This window comes from Alcaligenes sp. WGS1538 (genome assembly GCF_043187505.1).
In the GTDB taxonomy this organism is placed as follows: domain Bacteria; phylum Pseudomonadota; class Gammaproteobacteria; order Burkholderiales; family Burkholderiaceae_B; genus Alcaligenes.
On the sequence record NZ_CP171109.1, the window covers coordinates 2,003,871 to 2,017,195 of the forward strand.

A 13,325-nucleotide genomic window follows, 5' to 3' on the forward strand; every position below is an offset into this window, starting at 1 on the left:
CCCAGGGACGGCACTTGGAGCTGTGAGCAGCTGGCTGGTGCTCAATATTTGACATTATAGAGCTAATGTCAAATTTAAGAATACAAACTATTAAATATTTAATATAATACGTTGTATTATTAATTAAATTTCCTTGAACAGGCTGAAAATGGACCCAAACCCGCTTTCCGAAGGCCAGCTGCTGGCCGATGTCGCCGATTTGCGCGAACGCTTCAGCCATACCCAGACGCTGTACCGGGAAGTGGCTGCCTTGCTGTTTTTCCGTTACGGGATCACGCCCACGGCCAACAAGCTGTATCAACTGGTGCGCAAAGGCAGCATGAGCGCGCCCGCCGAGGCCTTGCAGGCTTTCTGGCAGGATTTACGGGAAAAAAGCCGGGTCAGGCTGGACCTGGCCGACATTCCGGAAGAATTGCAAACCCTGACGGGAGAACTGCTGGGCAAAATCTGGCGGCAAGCCTTGGAACAATCCCGCCTGGAACTGCAGGCGTATCAGTCCCAGGCGGACGAACGCGTACAGCAGGCGCAGCAACAAGCGCAGGAGGCCGCCAAAACGCTGCAGGCTGAACAGCAGGCCAGGCAGGCGAGCGAACAGGCCCTGGCCCGGCAACAGCAGCAAGTCCAGGACTTGCGCGAGGAACTGGCCGCCCTGGGCCAGGACTTGCGCCATGCCGCGCTGCGCCAGGAAGAACTGGAAAATGAAAAGGCCGCCGTCCAGCAGGAGTTGCGCCGGCAAAGCGAACAGTTCACCCAGGACTTGGGACAACTGCAGAAGTCCATGGAGCTGACAGAGGAGCGCGCGCAAGCCAGCGAACGACGCGCGCTGCTCGAAATCGACAAAGAACGATCCGTCCAGGCCCGGCTGCGCCAGCAGTTGGAACAAACGGAACAGGCGCAGCGCGAACAGCGCCGGCAAAGCGAGGCCGAACAACGCGCCTTGCAGGAACAATTGCAAGCCATGCGCCAGAATCTGGGGCAGGAGCAGGGCGAGCGGCGCGCCATGCAGGCGGCGCTGGATTTCAGCAACGGCCTGGCCAGGGAAATGCAGACCGAACTGCAATTGACCCGTACCCGCTGCGCCTTGCTGGAGCGCGAAAAAGAAGACCTGCATGACCACGTGCTGGCCCTGCGCGCCAAGCTGGAACAGATCCAGGCGGAGCGCCCCGTACGCCTGAAACGCCGTCCCATCCGCAACGCCGGCGAGACGGACTGAACGAGGGGCGTCTTATACGCCAGGGTTCCGGAACATCTGCCTGGCAGCGCACTCATGCTAAGCTTGCGCGATGGGGCATATGAACGGATACGCGACATGACGATGCGGCGGATTCTACCAGGCTGGCTGCTGGCGCTGGGCATCATCATGATGTCCTGGACGCTGCACGTCGGTTTTGCCGCGCAAGCCCAGGCCGGCACTGGGCCGGTCCATGCGTCCGCCCCTCGCCACTCCCAGGTCGATAGCCCCCAGCATCGCTCCCCAGGCGGCTCGCACTGTGCTACGCCCATACACGTGACGTGCTGCCCCTGCATGCCGTTTCATCCTTCCCTGCCTCGTCTGGCCGCCGCCGACGCGGACTACCCCCCGGCGCCACGTCGCCTCGGTTTCCGTTCGCGCCTGATCGGCCCGGCCCTGCCGCCTCCGCGTCTTTCCTGACCAGGCGCCTTGGCGCCAACTCACCGCATGCTGATACCTCCATGCGCCGGCCGGCGCATGAGGGCCCGGATCGTGCCTTGCCGGCATGATCGCCTTGCCACGATTTTCAGGAAAAACCATGAAACGACGCGAACTTTTCAAACTGGCGCTGGGCGCCAGCCTGCTGAACAGCCTGCCCCGGCGCGCCTTTGCCCAGGGCATGGGACACCACGGATCCATGACCATGGACATGGGGTCTGGTCACCCAACCTTGATGGCGGCGGATCGCATGCCCGGCGGGCAGCCGCTGCGCCCGTTGCCGACGCTGGCCAATGCCGCCACGCGATCCGGTCGTTTCCAGGCGCGTTTGACGGCCGCCCGCCATCACGTCGTCCTGGCGGACGGCAAACAGACCGAGGTCTGGCTGTACAACGGCCAATTGCCCGGTCCCTTGATCGAGCTGACGGAAGGGGATGAAGTCGACATCGAGTTCGTCAATCAGCTCGACCAGGCCACCACCATCCACTGGCACGGCTTGCCGGTGCCGCCCGACCAGGATGGCAACCCGCAGGACGCCGTCCCAGCCGGCCAGAGCCGCCGTTACCAATTCACCTTGCCCAAAGGGTGCGCCGGCACCTACTGGTACCATCCCCATCCGCACGGCAAGAGCGGCGAACAGGTGGCGCACGGCCTGGTCGGCGCCTTGATCGTCCGTGCGCCCGACGATCCCCTGCGCCAGGCCCGGGAGCAGCACTGGTTGATCAGCGACCTGCGGCTGGACGCGGAAGGCCGCATCCCCGCCAACACCCCGCTGGACTGGATGAACGGCCGGGAAGGGCAGTTCGTCCTGGTCAATGGCCAACGGCAGCCGCGCATCACGGTCAGCACCGGCGAGCGCATCCGTGTCTGGAATGCCTGTTCGGCCCGATACCTGCGTCTGCACGTGCCGGGCGCCCGGCTGATCCAGGTCGGCACCGACGGGGGCCTGCTGGAAGCACCGCTACCCGCCGCCGACGAACTGCTCCTGGCTCCCGCCGAGCGGGCGGAATTCTTCCTGGAGGCCGGGCAGTCCGGCGTGACCCCTTTGCAGGCCTTGTACTACGACAGGCAGAAGATGATGGTCCAGGAGGAGCCCCACACCTTGACCCTGGCCGACCTGGACATACAGGCGCATCCGCTGATCCTGCCGGAACAGTTGCGATCCATGGCCGCCGTGCCCGCCGGTCAGCCGCAAGCCCGCGTGGTATTCAGTGAAGTCATGGAAATGGACCATGCCATGGCGGGGCAGAGGAGCGGGCACGGCATGAGCGGCGAACACGCAGAGTCGCCGCAAGAAATGGCCCACATGCCCGACATGGCTTCGTTACAGCGCATGTTCCGGGTCAACGACAAGGTTTTCGACATGGATCGGATCGACCTGCGCTGCCCGGCGGGCCAGTGGCAGCACTGGCAGGTGGTCAACGACTCCCACATGGACCATCCCTTCCACCTGCATGGCGCCCAGTTCCAGGTGCTCTCCCGGGAAAACGGCGGCAAGGCGGCCCCGGAACCATTCCGCGCCTGGCGGGACACCGTCAACCTGCGACCCAAGGAGGCCATCACCCTGGCTTTCCGCCAGGACTGGCCCGGCCTGCGCATGTTCCATTGCCATATCCTGGAGCATGAGGACCTGGGCATGATGGCGCAACTGATGGTGGAATGATCCACCCCGGCTGAGGGAGCGAAGCACCCGCGCCACGCTTCGATGAGCCGGCCGCCCGCCCGACCGCGGCCGGCTCAGTCGCATGCGTCGTCACACGGCCGAATCCAGCCAGGCATTGGCGGCGCCTGCCTGCGCGTGCCGGCAGGCCAATAGGCGCCGCCGCCTGCATTACAATAAAGAATTATCCATATTCTTTTCGGAGCGCAAGCCATGAGCCTGCTGGGCACCCCTTTAACATCGTCGTCAGACAAAGTCATGCTGCTGGGATCGGGCGAACTGGGCAAGGAGGTCCTGATCGCCCTGCAGCGGCTGGGGGTGGAAACCATTGCCGTGGATCGCTATGACAACGCGCCGGGCCAGCAGGTCGCCCATCACGCTCGCACCATCACCATGAGCGATCCGGAGCAGCTGCGCGCCTTGATCGAGCAGGAAAAGCCAGCCCTGGTGGTGCCGGAGATCGAAGCCATCGCCACGCCGGTGCTCGAAGAGCTGGAGGCGCAGGGCAAGGTGCGCGTCATTCCCACGGCGCGCGCCGCCCGCCTGACCATGGACCGTGAAGGCATACGCCGCCTGGCGGCGGAGACCCTGGGCGTACCCACCAGCCCTTATCAGTTCTGCGATTCCCTGCAGAGCCTGCAGGCCGCCATCGACGGCGGCATAGGCTATCCCTGCGTGGTCAAGCCGCTGATGAGCAGCTCGGGCAAGGGCCAAAGCAAAATCAGCGGTCCTGAAGACGTGGCCCGGGCCTGGGACTACGCCATGGCTGGCGGACGGGTAAACCAATGCCGCGTCATCGTGGAAGGTTTCATCGATTTCGACTATGAAATCACCTTGCTTACGGTACGCTCCCTGGGGGCGGACGGCCAGGTGGAAACTCAGTTCTGCGACCCCATCGGCCACAAGCAGGTGGACGGCGACTACGTGGAGAGCTGGCAGCCCCAGCCCATGAGCCCCAAGGCGCTGGATGCCGCCCGCGACATCGCCCGCGCCGTCACCGGCAATCTGGGAGGCCAGGGCCTGTTTGGCGTGGAATTGTTCGTCAAAGGCGACCAGGTCTGGTTCAGCGAAGTCAGCCCGCGCCCGCACGACACCGGCATGGTGACCATGATCACCCAGTGGCAGTCCGAATTCGAACTGCATGCGCGCGCCATCCTGGGCCTGCCGGTCAATACCGCCTTGCGCGTGCCCGGCGCCAGCGCCGTCATCTATGGGGGCGTGGAAGCAAAAGAAGTCGAATTCCTGAATGTGGACCAGGCCTTGCGCATTCCGCAGACCGACATCCGCCTGTTCGGCAAACCCGAGAGCTTTGAAAAGCGGCGCATGGGCGTGGCCCTGGCCGCCGACGCCGATCTGGACGCCGCGCGGGAAAACGCCCGCAAGGCGGCTTCATTGGTGAGCGTCAAAGCCCGCTGAAAAGGAGGGCCGCCATGCCCGTCATCGTCCTGGTATTGTTCATAGCCGTCGTGGCAGGGCTGATCTACGGCGGCATGCAATTGTATGCACTCGTGTCCGCGTCCGCGGGCCTGGCGGCGGCGGTTCTGGCCTTGTTGACGGCGGCCGGCCTGCTGGCCGCGCCTTTCGTCTGGCTGTGGAAGCGGTATGTCGCCATCCACGGCCGCAAGCGCAACGGACAGCGTGTTCTGGAATCTGAGCTTCAGGACGGCCATATCCACGTGGACGCCTTGAACAAGCGCGGCCTGCTGCGGACCAGGCAGGGCGAGCGGGCCTTCATTTTCGCCGACATCGCAGAAGCGGCGGAGCAGGGGGGCGCGGTCCGGCTGACGCTGCGCAATCCCGACCAGGAGTGGCTGCTGGTCATGGACCGCGCCGCCGATCGCCGGCGCTGGGCGCGCATCCTGACCCTGGCGGCGCGCCAGGACCTGTAGGCGATAGTCGACCTAGACCTGGTCGCTGGCCTGCTCCTTCAATGCCGGCTCCACCAGATCCAGCGTGGTCTTGTCCAGCGTCTCCAGCGCCTGCACCACGATCCTCAGCACTTCGATGCGCGCCGCTTTCTTGTCGTCGCTGGGTATGATGTGCCAGGGGGCGGTTTCCGTATCGGTATGGGCGAACATATCCTGGGCCGCCGTCCGATAGGCATTCCATTTGCCGCGGTTGCGCCAGTCATCCTCCGTGATCTTGTAGGTCTTGAAGGGAGAATTTTCGCGCTCCTGGAAGCGCTTGAGTTGTTCATCCCTGCTCACGGCCAGCCAGAATTTCAACACCAGCGTGCCATTGGCGTTCAGTTGCGCCTCGAAGCCGTTGATCTCGTCGTAAGCCCGACGCCATGCAGCGAGCGACACGAGTTTGTCCACCCGTTCCACCAGCACCCGTCCGTACCAGGAGCGGTCGAAAATCGCGATGTCGCCCCGGCGGGGCAGCTTGCGCCAGAAACGCCAAAGATAGGGGCGGGCGGCCTCGACTGCATTTGGTGCAGAGATAGGGTGTATGTCGTAGTTGCGCACATCCAGCGCGGCAGTCACGCGGCGTATCGTGCCGCCTTTGCCGGCGGCATCCTGACCTTCGAACACCAGCGCCATGGAGCGCTTGCGAAACGCCTTGCCGCGCACGGCCCTGGACAAACGCCCCTGCCAATGCAACAACTGGGATTCGTAGTCCTGTACCTGCTGGACAGGCGGCGGATCCAGCAAGGAGGCGCAAGGCTGGCGCAGGCTGACCGGAAAAGGCTGGGGCTCCACCACCTGGCGGGGCAGCACGGGCTGACGCATGGCCTGCAGCACGGCCTTGGCCACAGACACGTCCCTAAGATGCGGATCGGCGCTGGGGATGACGACCCAGGGCGCATGACGGCGATGGCTCAAACCTATGGTCTCCAGCCCCGCCTTGCGCAAGCGATTGAATTTCTTGTGGACTTTCAAGTCCGCCTTGCTGACGCGCCAGGCCGTATCCGGATCGGCCAGCAGGGCGGAGCAACGATCCGCCTGGGCCTGCGCCGAAAGATGAAACCACAGTTTCAACAATTGCACGCCCTGGTACGCCAACTGCGCCTCGAACCGGTTGATCAGCCGGGTGTACAGATCCACTTTTTCCGGGTCAGGCTTCTTGCGGGCCAGCTCCCGCATCAGGGCGGCATACCAGGATCCGAACACCAGGCCGGTCTGGCCCTTGGCCGGCAGGGCGTTCCAGTAACGCCACATGGCCGGGCGCATGGCTTCCTCTTCAGTCGGTTCGCCGAAAGCCAGCGAGTGGACATGACGCGGATCCAGCCAGGTGTTGAGCGTATTGATGGCCGAGCCCTTGCCCACGCCATCCATCCCGGCCACCACGATCAAGAGCGTCTGTTCCGCTTTGCGCAAGCGCTCGTACTGGCTGAGCAGCAGGGCGGGACGCAAAGCCCCGATCTGCTTCTTTGCTTCGTCGGCCGGCATGGCGGGATCGCGTTCGGCAAACTGGAAAACATGGCCCATGATCAATCGCTCCGAGTCAGGATAAGCCGTCACTATACCCAGCCCGCAGCACGGCTGTCCTGCTCGTACGCGATTACATGGAGAATCCAGCCATAACGGGCTTGGCTGGCGTCAGAGGGCCATCATCCAGCTTGGGTACTTTTCCTTGACGGCAAAGCTGATCAGCTTCGCCTGTTCACCATCTGGAATCGACTGCATCGACGATACCTTTCTATCATCGTGCTTGATCCAGCCTTGACCTTCTACTGTCCTTGAATACATGTAGTAGTGTCCCGACGCGGCTGTCCTTCCTACATGAACCACCACGTCGCGCGGCTCGAGCGATACCTGCCAAATCTGATTGGTGCGCTTGTCAAATACGGGGATCTGCACGGAACCATCGAAATCGATGTTTCCCATCCGTAACTTTTTTGGCGTTAAAGACATCTGGTCAAAGCTCATTGCGTTGATATGTAAATTGAACCTGTCCAGTTTACTGATATCATCCACAGCCCACCTTTTTTCTTTCTGGGCAAGCACATTTTCAACATCATCATTATCCCACTTAACCCCTATATCACGCTCGGTTTCATAGGTCTTTTTCAGCACTTCTTGCAAATCCATATTTTCGTCAAGAACATTAATTTCCTGACAAAAAGTAGGTTTGCGTTCGTGACCGGAATTTCGTTTTCGGTCATTATGAACGAACTGCTCTTCAAGGCAAATCGAATGCTCAGCGATATCATTCAAATCGAACAGCTCTGTTAATTTAGCCAGAAACTCCTGTGCATCGTTCTGCACACCTTTTATCTTGAACAGATATTCACCGCTTTCATGCTGACCTCTAAAAAGCGGCTGTTTTTGCAATTGTGCAAAAAAAACTTCCAACTCCTCGCTGATCGGGCTGGCCTGGCTGGTGGATTTCCTGATCAAGGCCGCAAACGCATTCGCGCAGTTACGCTGCCCAGGATTGCCGCTGGTCTCTTCGAGTTTCTTCAAATGGTCGAGAAGGCGCTCGGAACCGACCGAAAGTATCAAGAGCTTGAGTACGGAGTTTGCATAGCAAGTCTCGTTAAGATTTTCGAAACCACACATGCTTATGGCCTTGGAACTGCTGGGCGCCGGCGCGCTTTCTCCGAGACGGGCTTGCTGATTTCCTTCAAACGCTGCCTTGGTCGCCTGCCTCAAATACATGCTGGATGCCGCATCTTCCATAACGGCGATCGATCGGCTCGTCAGCGGCGTCCTGCCGGACAAGTCCACATGATGTTCTTTGACCAGCTGCTGCGCCGAGTCATCGCTGAGCTGATACTCATTTGCCAGTGCACGAAGAAAAACTTCTAATGCCCGGGCATTGCCTACTCTTACATTCTCTGCATACCTGGCGATAACGCCTATATTCCTCACAAGTGGAACATAGCTCAACAGCTCCAGAACCCTTCCTTTAAAATCGACCGATACCGATTGGAGAACAGGTTTGCCATCTTTGTCCGCACCTACCTCTAACCTGCATCCATTTTTAGCCAATTGAGAAAATTCATTCAACTTAAACATATGCGCTCCCAATATAACAACACCTGGTGAAGGCCCGGCCTATTGCTGGAATAGGGGATGCTTTCCTATTCCTTCTAGTTGATCAACAAAGCTCTCAAGGAATGCATAGGCAGAATCAACATCCAGACGTTTTATTTCCAAACAATGCACATACATCAGTGCACAGGAATCAGGCTCATAAGAGATAGACCCACCGCCGCTTTTCACCAGATCCAGATTGATTGTCAGCGCAGTTTGCCAAAACGCCTTTTCTCTCCATTGGACATCGGCTTCAATCAGACCATAGAACAGCCACGCTGATGTCTCCTTTCGTATAGAGACCATCAGCTTCTGATCCAATATCAGCAGACATTGAGAGTTTTCATCAAACGTCAAGCTAAGGCCTAAGCGATCTCCTAGCTCCGCTAAAATCACGTCATGGTTATGCATGGTTGCGCTTCTTCCCGTTTTCATGCGCTCGTGTTGTAGATTGTAGTAGGGGAAAACTTTGAGTCTGTGCATGCATCCGCTCATTCTCACAGTAAACTCCATGTTTACAAGCGCGGTTCGTGTGACTGAGTGACAAGTTCGCTGTCGAAGGTTCCATGCTCGGACTCTCCTATGCATGCGCAATGCGATCCGACCGCATCTAGCCAAACGTACGCGGGCAGAAGCAGCAGCTAAAAGCAGCTATGGCGGGGGACAGCCGCGTGTCCGACTTTCGCCTCGACACATTGCGGGTTCGTCAGGAGCGGCGAGGCTGGTGAACGGCCTGCAAGGCCTTCTCACCAATTATTTCATGTTACTTTACATAATACACATTATGCGTTTTGTAGATCTCGTTCCGGTTGGCAGTAAACGCGACCGCAAGCCCGCTTCAAGCAGACCAGAATCCAGCCATCGGCAGGCCGCTTCATAACACCAGCTTGTAGCCCTTGTGACTGCTGACAAAGCCCACCTGTTCGTAGAAACGGTGCGCATCCGTCCGTTTCAGGTCCGACGTCAGCTGCACGATGCGGCAATTGCGCGCGCGACACTGTTCAATGGCCCATTCCATCATTCTGCGGCCCAGGCCCGCGCCGCGCGCGGTGCGGGCGATGCGCACGGCTTCGATCTCTCCACGCCAGGCGCCCTGGTGCGACAAGCCCGGCATGAAGCTGATCTGCAAGGTGCCCACGACTGCGCCGTCGAGCTCGGCGACCGCCAGAAACTGGTTGGGATCGGCGTCTATGGCCTGAAAAGCCTGAACATAGGCATCGGCCGCCGGCAAGCGGGTGTCTTCCCGTTGCCGGCCAAGCACGTCGTCGGCCAGCATGGCGACAATGGCTTCCAGATCGGACTGTTCGGCACGACGAAAAACAGGTTCGGACATGGCCTTATGCTCCCAGCAATAGTGAAATTCGGGCACAAAGTCTGATTATGGCCGACTGGATGAAGGCGAAGCCATAAGCTGTCAGCTCGCCGATGGATTCAGGACAACGGCCGGCGTCGGTTTCTGCGCCTCCAGCCAGGCCAGCCATGCCGCCTGCAGGCGCCAGGCGCTGGCGGCGCCGGGAGCATAACCCATGATCTGTTCGATTTCCGGCAAGGAGTATCCGCGTTCGATCAGGCCGGCGCCAAATGTATTGCGCAATCGCTGCGGCGTCATGATCAGGTCCATGTGCGTCAACCCCCATTTGGCGACGATACGCGCCAGAGTAGCCGGATTCATCTGCGATTGCGGCCGTGCAGCGCTGATCCTGCGACTGCCCGGGAACAGCCGACTGCTTCCTGTTCGCCCATCCGCCAGACCGCTATGATCCAGCCATGCGCGGACAATGTCTTCGCACCATATCGGAACGGCCACTTCGCGGCGCGCGGAGCCGGGAATGCTCAACAGAAGCTTTCCGTCCCGCCACAGCGTCTCCAGCACGTCCTCGTCCTCCTCGAGATCCTGGCCAGGACGCGCTGCCGCAGCGCCGACGGCTGCAGGCGGCAGCACTTCCAGCTCCACCGGACGCAAGCCCGTGCCCAACATTAGGGCCACGATCGTCATGTCGCGGAATTCCCGCCAGCGAGCGGCAACAGTCATATCGCTGGCCAGCGTCAGCACACGCAGGCGATTCTGCAAGGCGCGAATCAGATCATCTCGTTGCGCCATGGACAGGAAACGAGTCGCCTGATTGTCCGGAGCCTGGCGCCAATCCTGTCTCAAGGGATCGTTGATGGCCGGGCCTATCGCTGGATTTTCGGTGCGTCCGGCCTGGCGGCACAGCTCCTCGTAGGCTCGCGCAATCACTTGCTGGTAACGCTCCCGCTGCGGCCGTCGCACTTCATCCAGTCCGCTCAGAAAGTCACGAATGTCGGACGGGCTGACCTGCGCATAATGCTTTTTATGCAGTTGCAGTTCCTGGACAAACCGCCGCCACAATGTCCGATAGACGCGTTGCGTCCCAGGCCGCATGGGCGGCCGTTGATGCTGCAGCCAGGTATCGAACAAAGCCTCTGCCGGAATATCGCAGGCTTGCGAGCCCAGAATCGGCAGGTCGAATTGCCCTTCTTCTCGTGTAGACTTTCTTTTCATGGTGGTGATGTTTTTTCCGTTAATTGCATTTTATTGTATACGAACCAGCTTTCAAGCTATGCCAGATACGGTCCGGCCCTGGCTGTATCGGGTCTAGCCCGAAAGCGCGCTCAAAAACTTATTGTCCATATTGTCCATTACCCACAACCCTCCATCATGCGCTACCTTGTCATTGCTCCTCACCGATCCGAATACCCTGACCCGCTCGAACTGTTCCAATACGAAGCATTGACGGTGGGAGAACGCTACGAAGGCCCGGAAGGCTGGGACAACTGGATTTTCTGCTCCACGTCGCGCCATCCGGGCGGCTGGGTGCCCGAACAGATCATCGAGCGCCTGCCGGGCGACGCTGGCCGGGCCTTGGAAGACTACAGCGCGCGGGAAATGAATGTAGACCCCGGCGACCAAGTGCTGGGCGAACGCACACTGAATGCCTGGTGTTGGTGCCGCCGCCCCCTGGATGGCGCCAGCGGCTGGGTCCCCCTGGCCAATCTGGCTCCCCTCCCCGACCATACGCCTGCAGAATCCTGCTCTACCTGAACTGATTCTGATGCACCCACCCTTTGCTGGTCAGAATCAGCAAGGCTTGCCCTTGCACGGCAGGCGCCATGAAAGGCGCCAATTCGGGATAGGTTTTCTGCACTGAGGACCACTGCAGCCAGGCGGCGGCGTCCTGCAGATGGTAGACATAGTTCACCCGGCTCACCTTCAGGCCGCCGGCCTCGGCAGGCTCCGTGAAGGAGGTCACGCTGTCCAGCACCAGACGCCCCGTACAAAAGGCGTCATGCAGGCCCTGGCGTTGCGCATCGCCTCGAACCAGGTACGGCTCGCCCGCGCTGCTGAGCTCGTAGCGCGGCGCGGCAACCGTGCCCACCTCGCGCAACAATCCCGCTTCGGCCAAAGCCGCCAGGCGCTGCCTGTCCTGCACAGCCAGTTCGGAATCGTGTTCGGCCTGATAGGGATACTGGCGGCCCGGCACTCCCACGCACAGGCCGTCCCGCGTATCCAGGTAGGACTGGATCGCCGCGCCGAAATTGGCCTCGTTGGCCTGCCTGGGATCCTGGCAGGCCGCCAGCAGTACTGCCATCACCAGCGCCAATCCCGCATTTCTCATGCTCGCATCCTTCAATACCTCAAGCACACCTTAGAACCTGTTCAAGCTCTTAGTGTAGCCGCCCCCGCATTGGCATCCTGTACGCACATGTGTCCGCTCGCTCCAGGATTACCTTCATCGCTGCAATAGTGCGTTGCACCATGGGGTCTTTGTCGATGCTTACAAACAGGTTAAAGTTCTCTGGCTGCGTAAATGAAAGGCATTATCAATGAGCATTTCCTCTCGCCCCGACACGGCCTCCTACACCGTCGTCGCCCGCCTGCTGCACTGGCTGATGGCCCTGGCCCTGATCGGCATGGTGATCCTGGGCTACACCATGAAGACCCTGCCCCTGTCGCCCCTGAAGCTGCAAGTCTATTCCTGGCACAAATGGATAGGCATCACCCTGCTGGCCCTGGTGATCATCCGATTGGCGTGGCGCCTGCTCAACCGCCCCCCCTCCCTGCCCGCCTCCATGTCCACGTTGACGCGCGGCCTGGCGCATGCCGGCCATGCCGCCCTGTATGCGGTGATGGTCGCCATCCCCCTGAGCGGCTGGCTGATGAGCTCGGCCAAAGGATTCCAGACAGTCTGGTTCGGCGTGCTGCCCCTGCCCGACCTGGTGGCCAAGAACAAACCGCTGGGCGAAGCCCTGGTGCAGGTCCACATCATCCTGAACTATGTGCTGATCGCGCTGGTCGCCCTCCACATCCTGGCTGCGCTCAAGCATCACTTCATCGATCGCGACGGCTTGCTGCGCCGCATCACTTTCGTCTCTACCAAGGAAAAAGCATGACCAAAACCCTGCTCGCCGCCGTGCTGGCCGGAACCCTGGGCCTGTCGGCCAGCCTGAGCGCCAAGGCCGCCGCCTACCAGACCCTGGATGCCGCCAACAGCCAGATTGCCTTTGAGTATTCCCAGATGGGCGTCAAGCTCGATGGCCAGTTCAATCGCTTCGACGGCGAACTGAACTTCGATCCCGCTGCGCTGGATCAATCCAAGGTCGTGCTCAAGGTCGCGCTGGACAGCGTGGATACGGGTTCGCCCGAAGCCGACGACGAGCTGCAGGACGTGCGCTGGTTCGACATAGATGCCCATCCACAGGCGGTGTTCACCTCCAGCGCGATACGCGAGGTAGGCCCGCAGCAATACGAAGTCGCGGGCACGTTGCAGATCAAGGGCCGCAAGCAGCCCGTCCAGATCCGCGCCACGCTGCAGCCGCAGGGCGACAGCGCCGTCTTCACCGGCAGCTTCGAGATCAAGCGGGGCGACTTCGCCATCGGCGAAGGGTCCTGGTCCAGCTATGACGTCGTCGCCAATGAAATCACCGTCAATTTCCGGATGACCACGCGCTAAAGCGCCTTCCGGCATTCTTCCGGGCCGACCAAGCCCATCAT

14 protein-coding genes are annotated in these 13,325 nt (G+C 60.5%); 8 read left to right on the forward strand and 6 right to left on the reverse strand.

What is annotated here, in order from left to right; genetic code table 11:
- Positions 1-148 precede the first annotated feature (148 nt).
- The 5 genes from ACF3ND_RS09330 to ACF3ND_RS09350 all read left to right on the forward strand — a co-directional run bounded on the left by ACF3ND_RS09330 (position 149) and on the right by ACF3ND_RS09350 (position 5,218).
- Positions 149-1,213: a DNA-binding protein gene (locus ACF3ND_RS09330; protein WP_394059807.1), complete on the forward strand. Its 1,065-nt coding sequence runs from the start codon at positions 149-151 to the stop codon at positions 1,211-1,213.
- A 96-nt stretch (positions 1,214-1,309) separates the two neighbouring features.
- Positions 1,310-1,651 carry a hypothetical protein gene (locus ACF3ND_RS09335; RefSeq protein ID WP_394059808.1) on the forward strand — a complete coding sequence of 114 codons (342 nt, stop codon included), beginning with the start codon at positions 1,310-1,312 and terminating at the stop codon, positions 1,649-1,651.
- 118 nt (positions 1,652-1,769) lie between these two features.
- The gene (locus tag ACF3ND_RS09340; RefSeq protein WP_394059809.1) at positions 1,770-3,332 is read left to right on the forward strand and encodes a multicopper oxidase family protein; all 1,563 of its coding nucleotides are present in this window, start codon (positions 1,770-1,772) and stop codon (positions 3,330-3,332) included.
- A gap of 210 nt (positions 3,333-3,542) precedes the next feature.
- Positions 3,543-4,745 carry a formate-dependent phosphoribosylglycinamide formyltransferase gene (gene purT / locus ACF3ND_RS09345; protein ID WP_394059810.1) on the forward strand — a complete coding sequence of 401 codons (1,203 nt, stop codon included), beginning with the start codon at positions 3,543-3,545 and terminating at the stop codon, positions 4,743-4,745.
- 14 nt (positions 4,746-4,759) lie between these two features.
- Positions 4,760-5,218, forward strand: a complete 459-nt coding sequence (locus tag ACF3ND_RS09350; protein WP_394059811.1) for a hypothetical protein — start codon at positions 4,760-4,762, stop codon at positions 5,216-5,218.
- A 12-nt stretch (positions 5,219-5,230) separates the two neighbouring features.
- Here ACF3ND_RS09350 and pap read toward each other — a convergent pair whose 3' ends face one another.
- The 5 genes from pap to xerC all read right to left on the reverse strand — a co-directional run bounded on the left by pap (position 5,231) and on the right by xerC (position 10,835).
- A complete protein-coding gene (gene pap / locus ACF3ND_RS09355) occupies positions 5,231-6,760 on the reverse strand; it encodes a polyphosphate:AMP phosphotransferase (protein ID WP_394059812.1) in 1,530 nt (509 codons plus the stop codon).
- A 111-nt stretch (positions 6,761-6,871) separates the two neighbouring features.
- A complete protein-coding gene (locus tag ACF3ND_RS09360) occupies positions 6,872-8,293 on the reverse strand; it encodes a type III secretion system effector BopA family protein (RefSeq protein ID WP_394059813.1) in 1,422 nt (473 codons plus the stop codon).
- Between the two features lie 39 nt (positions 8,294-8,332).
- Positions 8,333-8,794: a chaperone SicP gene (gene sicP, locus ACF3ND_RS09365; protein ID WP_394059814.1), complete on the reverse strand. Its 462-nt coding sequence runs from the start codon at positions 8,792-8,794 to the stop codon at positions 8,333-8,335.
- A 391-nt stretch (positions 8,795-9,185) separates the two neighbouring features.
- Positions 9,186-9,644: a GNAT family N-acetyltransferase gene (locus ACF3ND_RS09370; RefSeq protein WP_394059815.1), complete on the reverse strand. Its 459-nt coding sequence runs from the start codon at positions 9,642-9,644 to the stop codon at positions 9,186-9,188.
- Between the two features lie 81 nt (positions 9,645-9,725).
- Positions 9,726-10,835 (reverse strand): tyrosine recombinase XerC, encoded by a 1,110-nt coding sequence (xerC, locus tag ACF3ND_RS09375; RefSeq protein ID WP_394059816.1) that lies wholly within the window; start codon positions 10,833-10,835, stop codon positions 9,726-9,728.
- Between the two features lie 156 nt (positions 10,836-10,991).
- Between xerC and ACF3ND_RS09380 the strand changes: the two genes are divergently transcribed.
- Positions 10,992-11,375 carry a ligand-binding protein SH3 gene (locus ACF3ND_RS09380; protein ID WP_394059817.1) on the forward strand — a complete coding sequence of 128 codons (384 nt, stop codon included), beginning with the start codon at positions 10,992-10,994 and terminating at the stop codon, positions 11,373-11,375.
- Here the strand turns inward: ACF3ND_RS09380 and ACF3ND_RS09385 are convergent.
- On the reverse strand, positions 11,368-11,949 hold the full coding sequence (locus ACF3ND_RS09385; protein ID WP_394059818.1) for a hypothetical protein: 582 nt from the start codon (positions 11,947-11,949) through the stop codon (positions 11,368-11,370). The genes ACF3ND_RS09380 and ACF3ND_RS09385 overlap by 8 nt on opposite strands.
- A gap of 208 nt (positions 11,950-12,157) precedes the next feature.
- Between ACF3ND_RS09385 and ACF3ND_RS09390 the strand changes: the two genes are divergently transcribed.
- The gene (locus ACF3ND_RS09390; protein WP_394059819.1) at positions 12,158-12,724 is read left to right on the forward strand and encodes a cytochrome b; all 567 of its coding nucleotides are present in this window, start codon (positions 12,158-12,160) and stop codon (positions 12,722-12,724) included.
- The gene (locus ACF3ND_RS09395) at positions 12,721-13,284 is read left to right on the forward strand and encodes a YceI family protein (protein WP_394059820.1); all 564 of its coding nucleotides are present in this window, start codon (positions 12,721-12,723) and stop codon (positions 13,282-13,284) included. Before ACF3ND_RS09390 ends, ACF3ND_RS09395 begins: the two co-directional genes overlap by 4 nt.
- Positions 13,285-13,325 lie beyond the last annotated feature (41 nt).

Coding starts and splice junctions, on each gene's coding strand:
- ACF3ND_RS09330 (WP_394059807.1), top strand. CDS start 149: ATGGACCCAAACCCGCTTTCCGAAGGCCAGCTGCTGGCCGATGTCGCC.
- ACF3ND_RS09335 (WP_394059808.1), top strand. CDS start 1,310: ATGACGATGCGGCGGATTCTACCAGGCTGGCTGCTGGCGCTGGGCATC.
- ACF3ND_RS09340 (WP_394059809.1), top strand. CDS start 1,770: ATGAAACGACGCGAACTTTTCAAACTGGCGCTGGGCGCCAGCCTGCTG.
- purT (WP_394059810.1), top strand. CDS start 3,543: ATGAGCCTGCTGGGCACCCCTTTAACATCGTCGTCAGACAAAGTCATG.
- ACF3ND_RS09350 (WP_394059811.1), top strand. CDS start 4,760: ATGCCCGTCATCGTCCTGGTATTGTTCATAGCCGTCGTGGCAGGGCTG.
- pap (WP_394059812.1), bottom strand. CDS start 6,760: ATGGGCCATGTTTTCCAGTTTGCCGAACGCGATCCCGCCATGCCGGCC.
- ACF3ND_RS09360 (WP_394059813.1), bottom strand. CDS start 8,293: ATGTTTAAGTTGAATGAATTTTCTCAATTGGCTAAAAATGGATGCAGG.
- sicP (WP_394059814.1), bottom strand. CDS start 8,794: ATGCACAGACTCAAAGTTTTCCCCTACTACAATCTACAACACGAGCGC.
- ACF3ND_RS09370 (WP_394059815.1), bottom strand. CDS start 9,644: ATGTCCGAACCTGTTTTTCGTCGTGCCGAACAGTCCGATCTGGAAGCC.
- xerC (WP_394059816.1), bottom strand. CDS start 10,835: ATGAAAAGAAAGTCTACACGAGAAGAAGGGCAATTCGACCTGCCGATT.
- ACF3ND_RS09380 (WP_394059817.1), top strand. CDS start 10,992: ATGCGCTACCTTGTCATTGCTCCTCACCGATCCGAATACCCTGACCCG.
- ACF3ND_RS09385 (WP_394059818.1), bottom strand. CDS start 11,949: ATGAGAAATGCGGGATTGGCGCTGGTGATGGCAGTACTGCTGGCGGCC.
- ACF3ND_RS09390 (WP_394059819.1), top strand. CDS start 12,158: ATGAGCATTTCCTCTCGCCCCGACACGGCCTCCTACACCGTCGTCGCC.
- ACF3ND_RS09395 (WP_394059820.1), top strand. CDS start 12,721: ATGACCAAAACCCTGCTCGCCGCCGTGCTGGCCGGAACCCTGGGCCTG.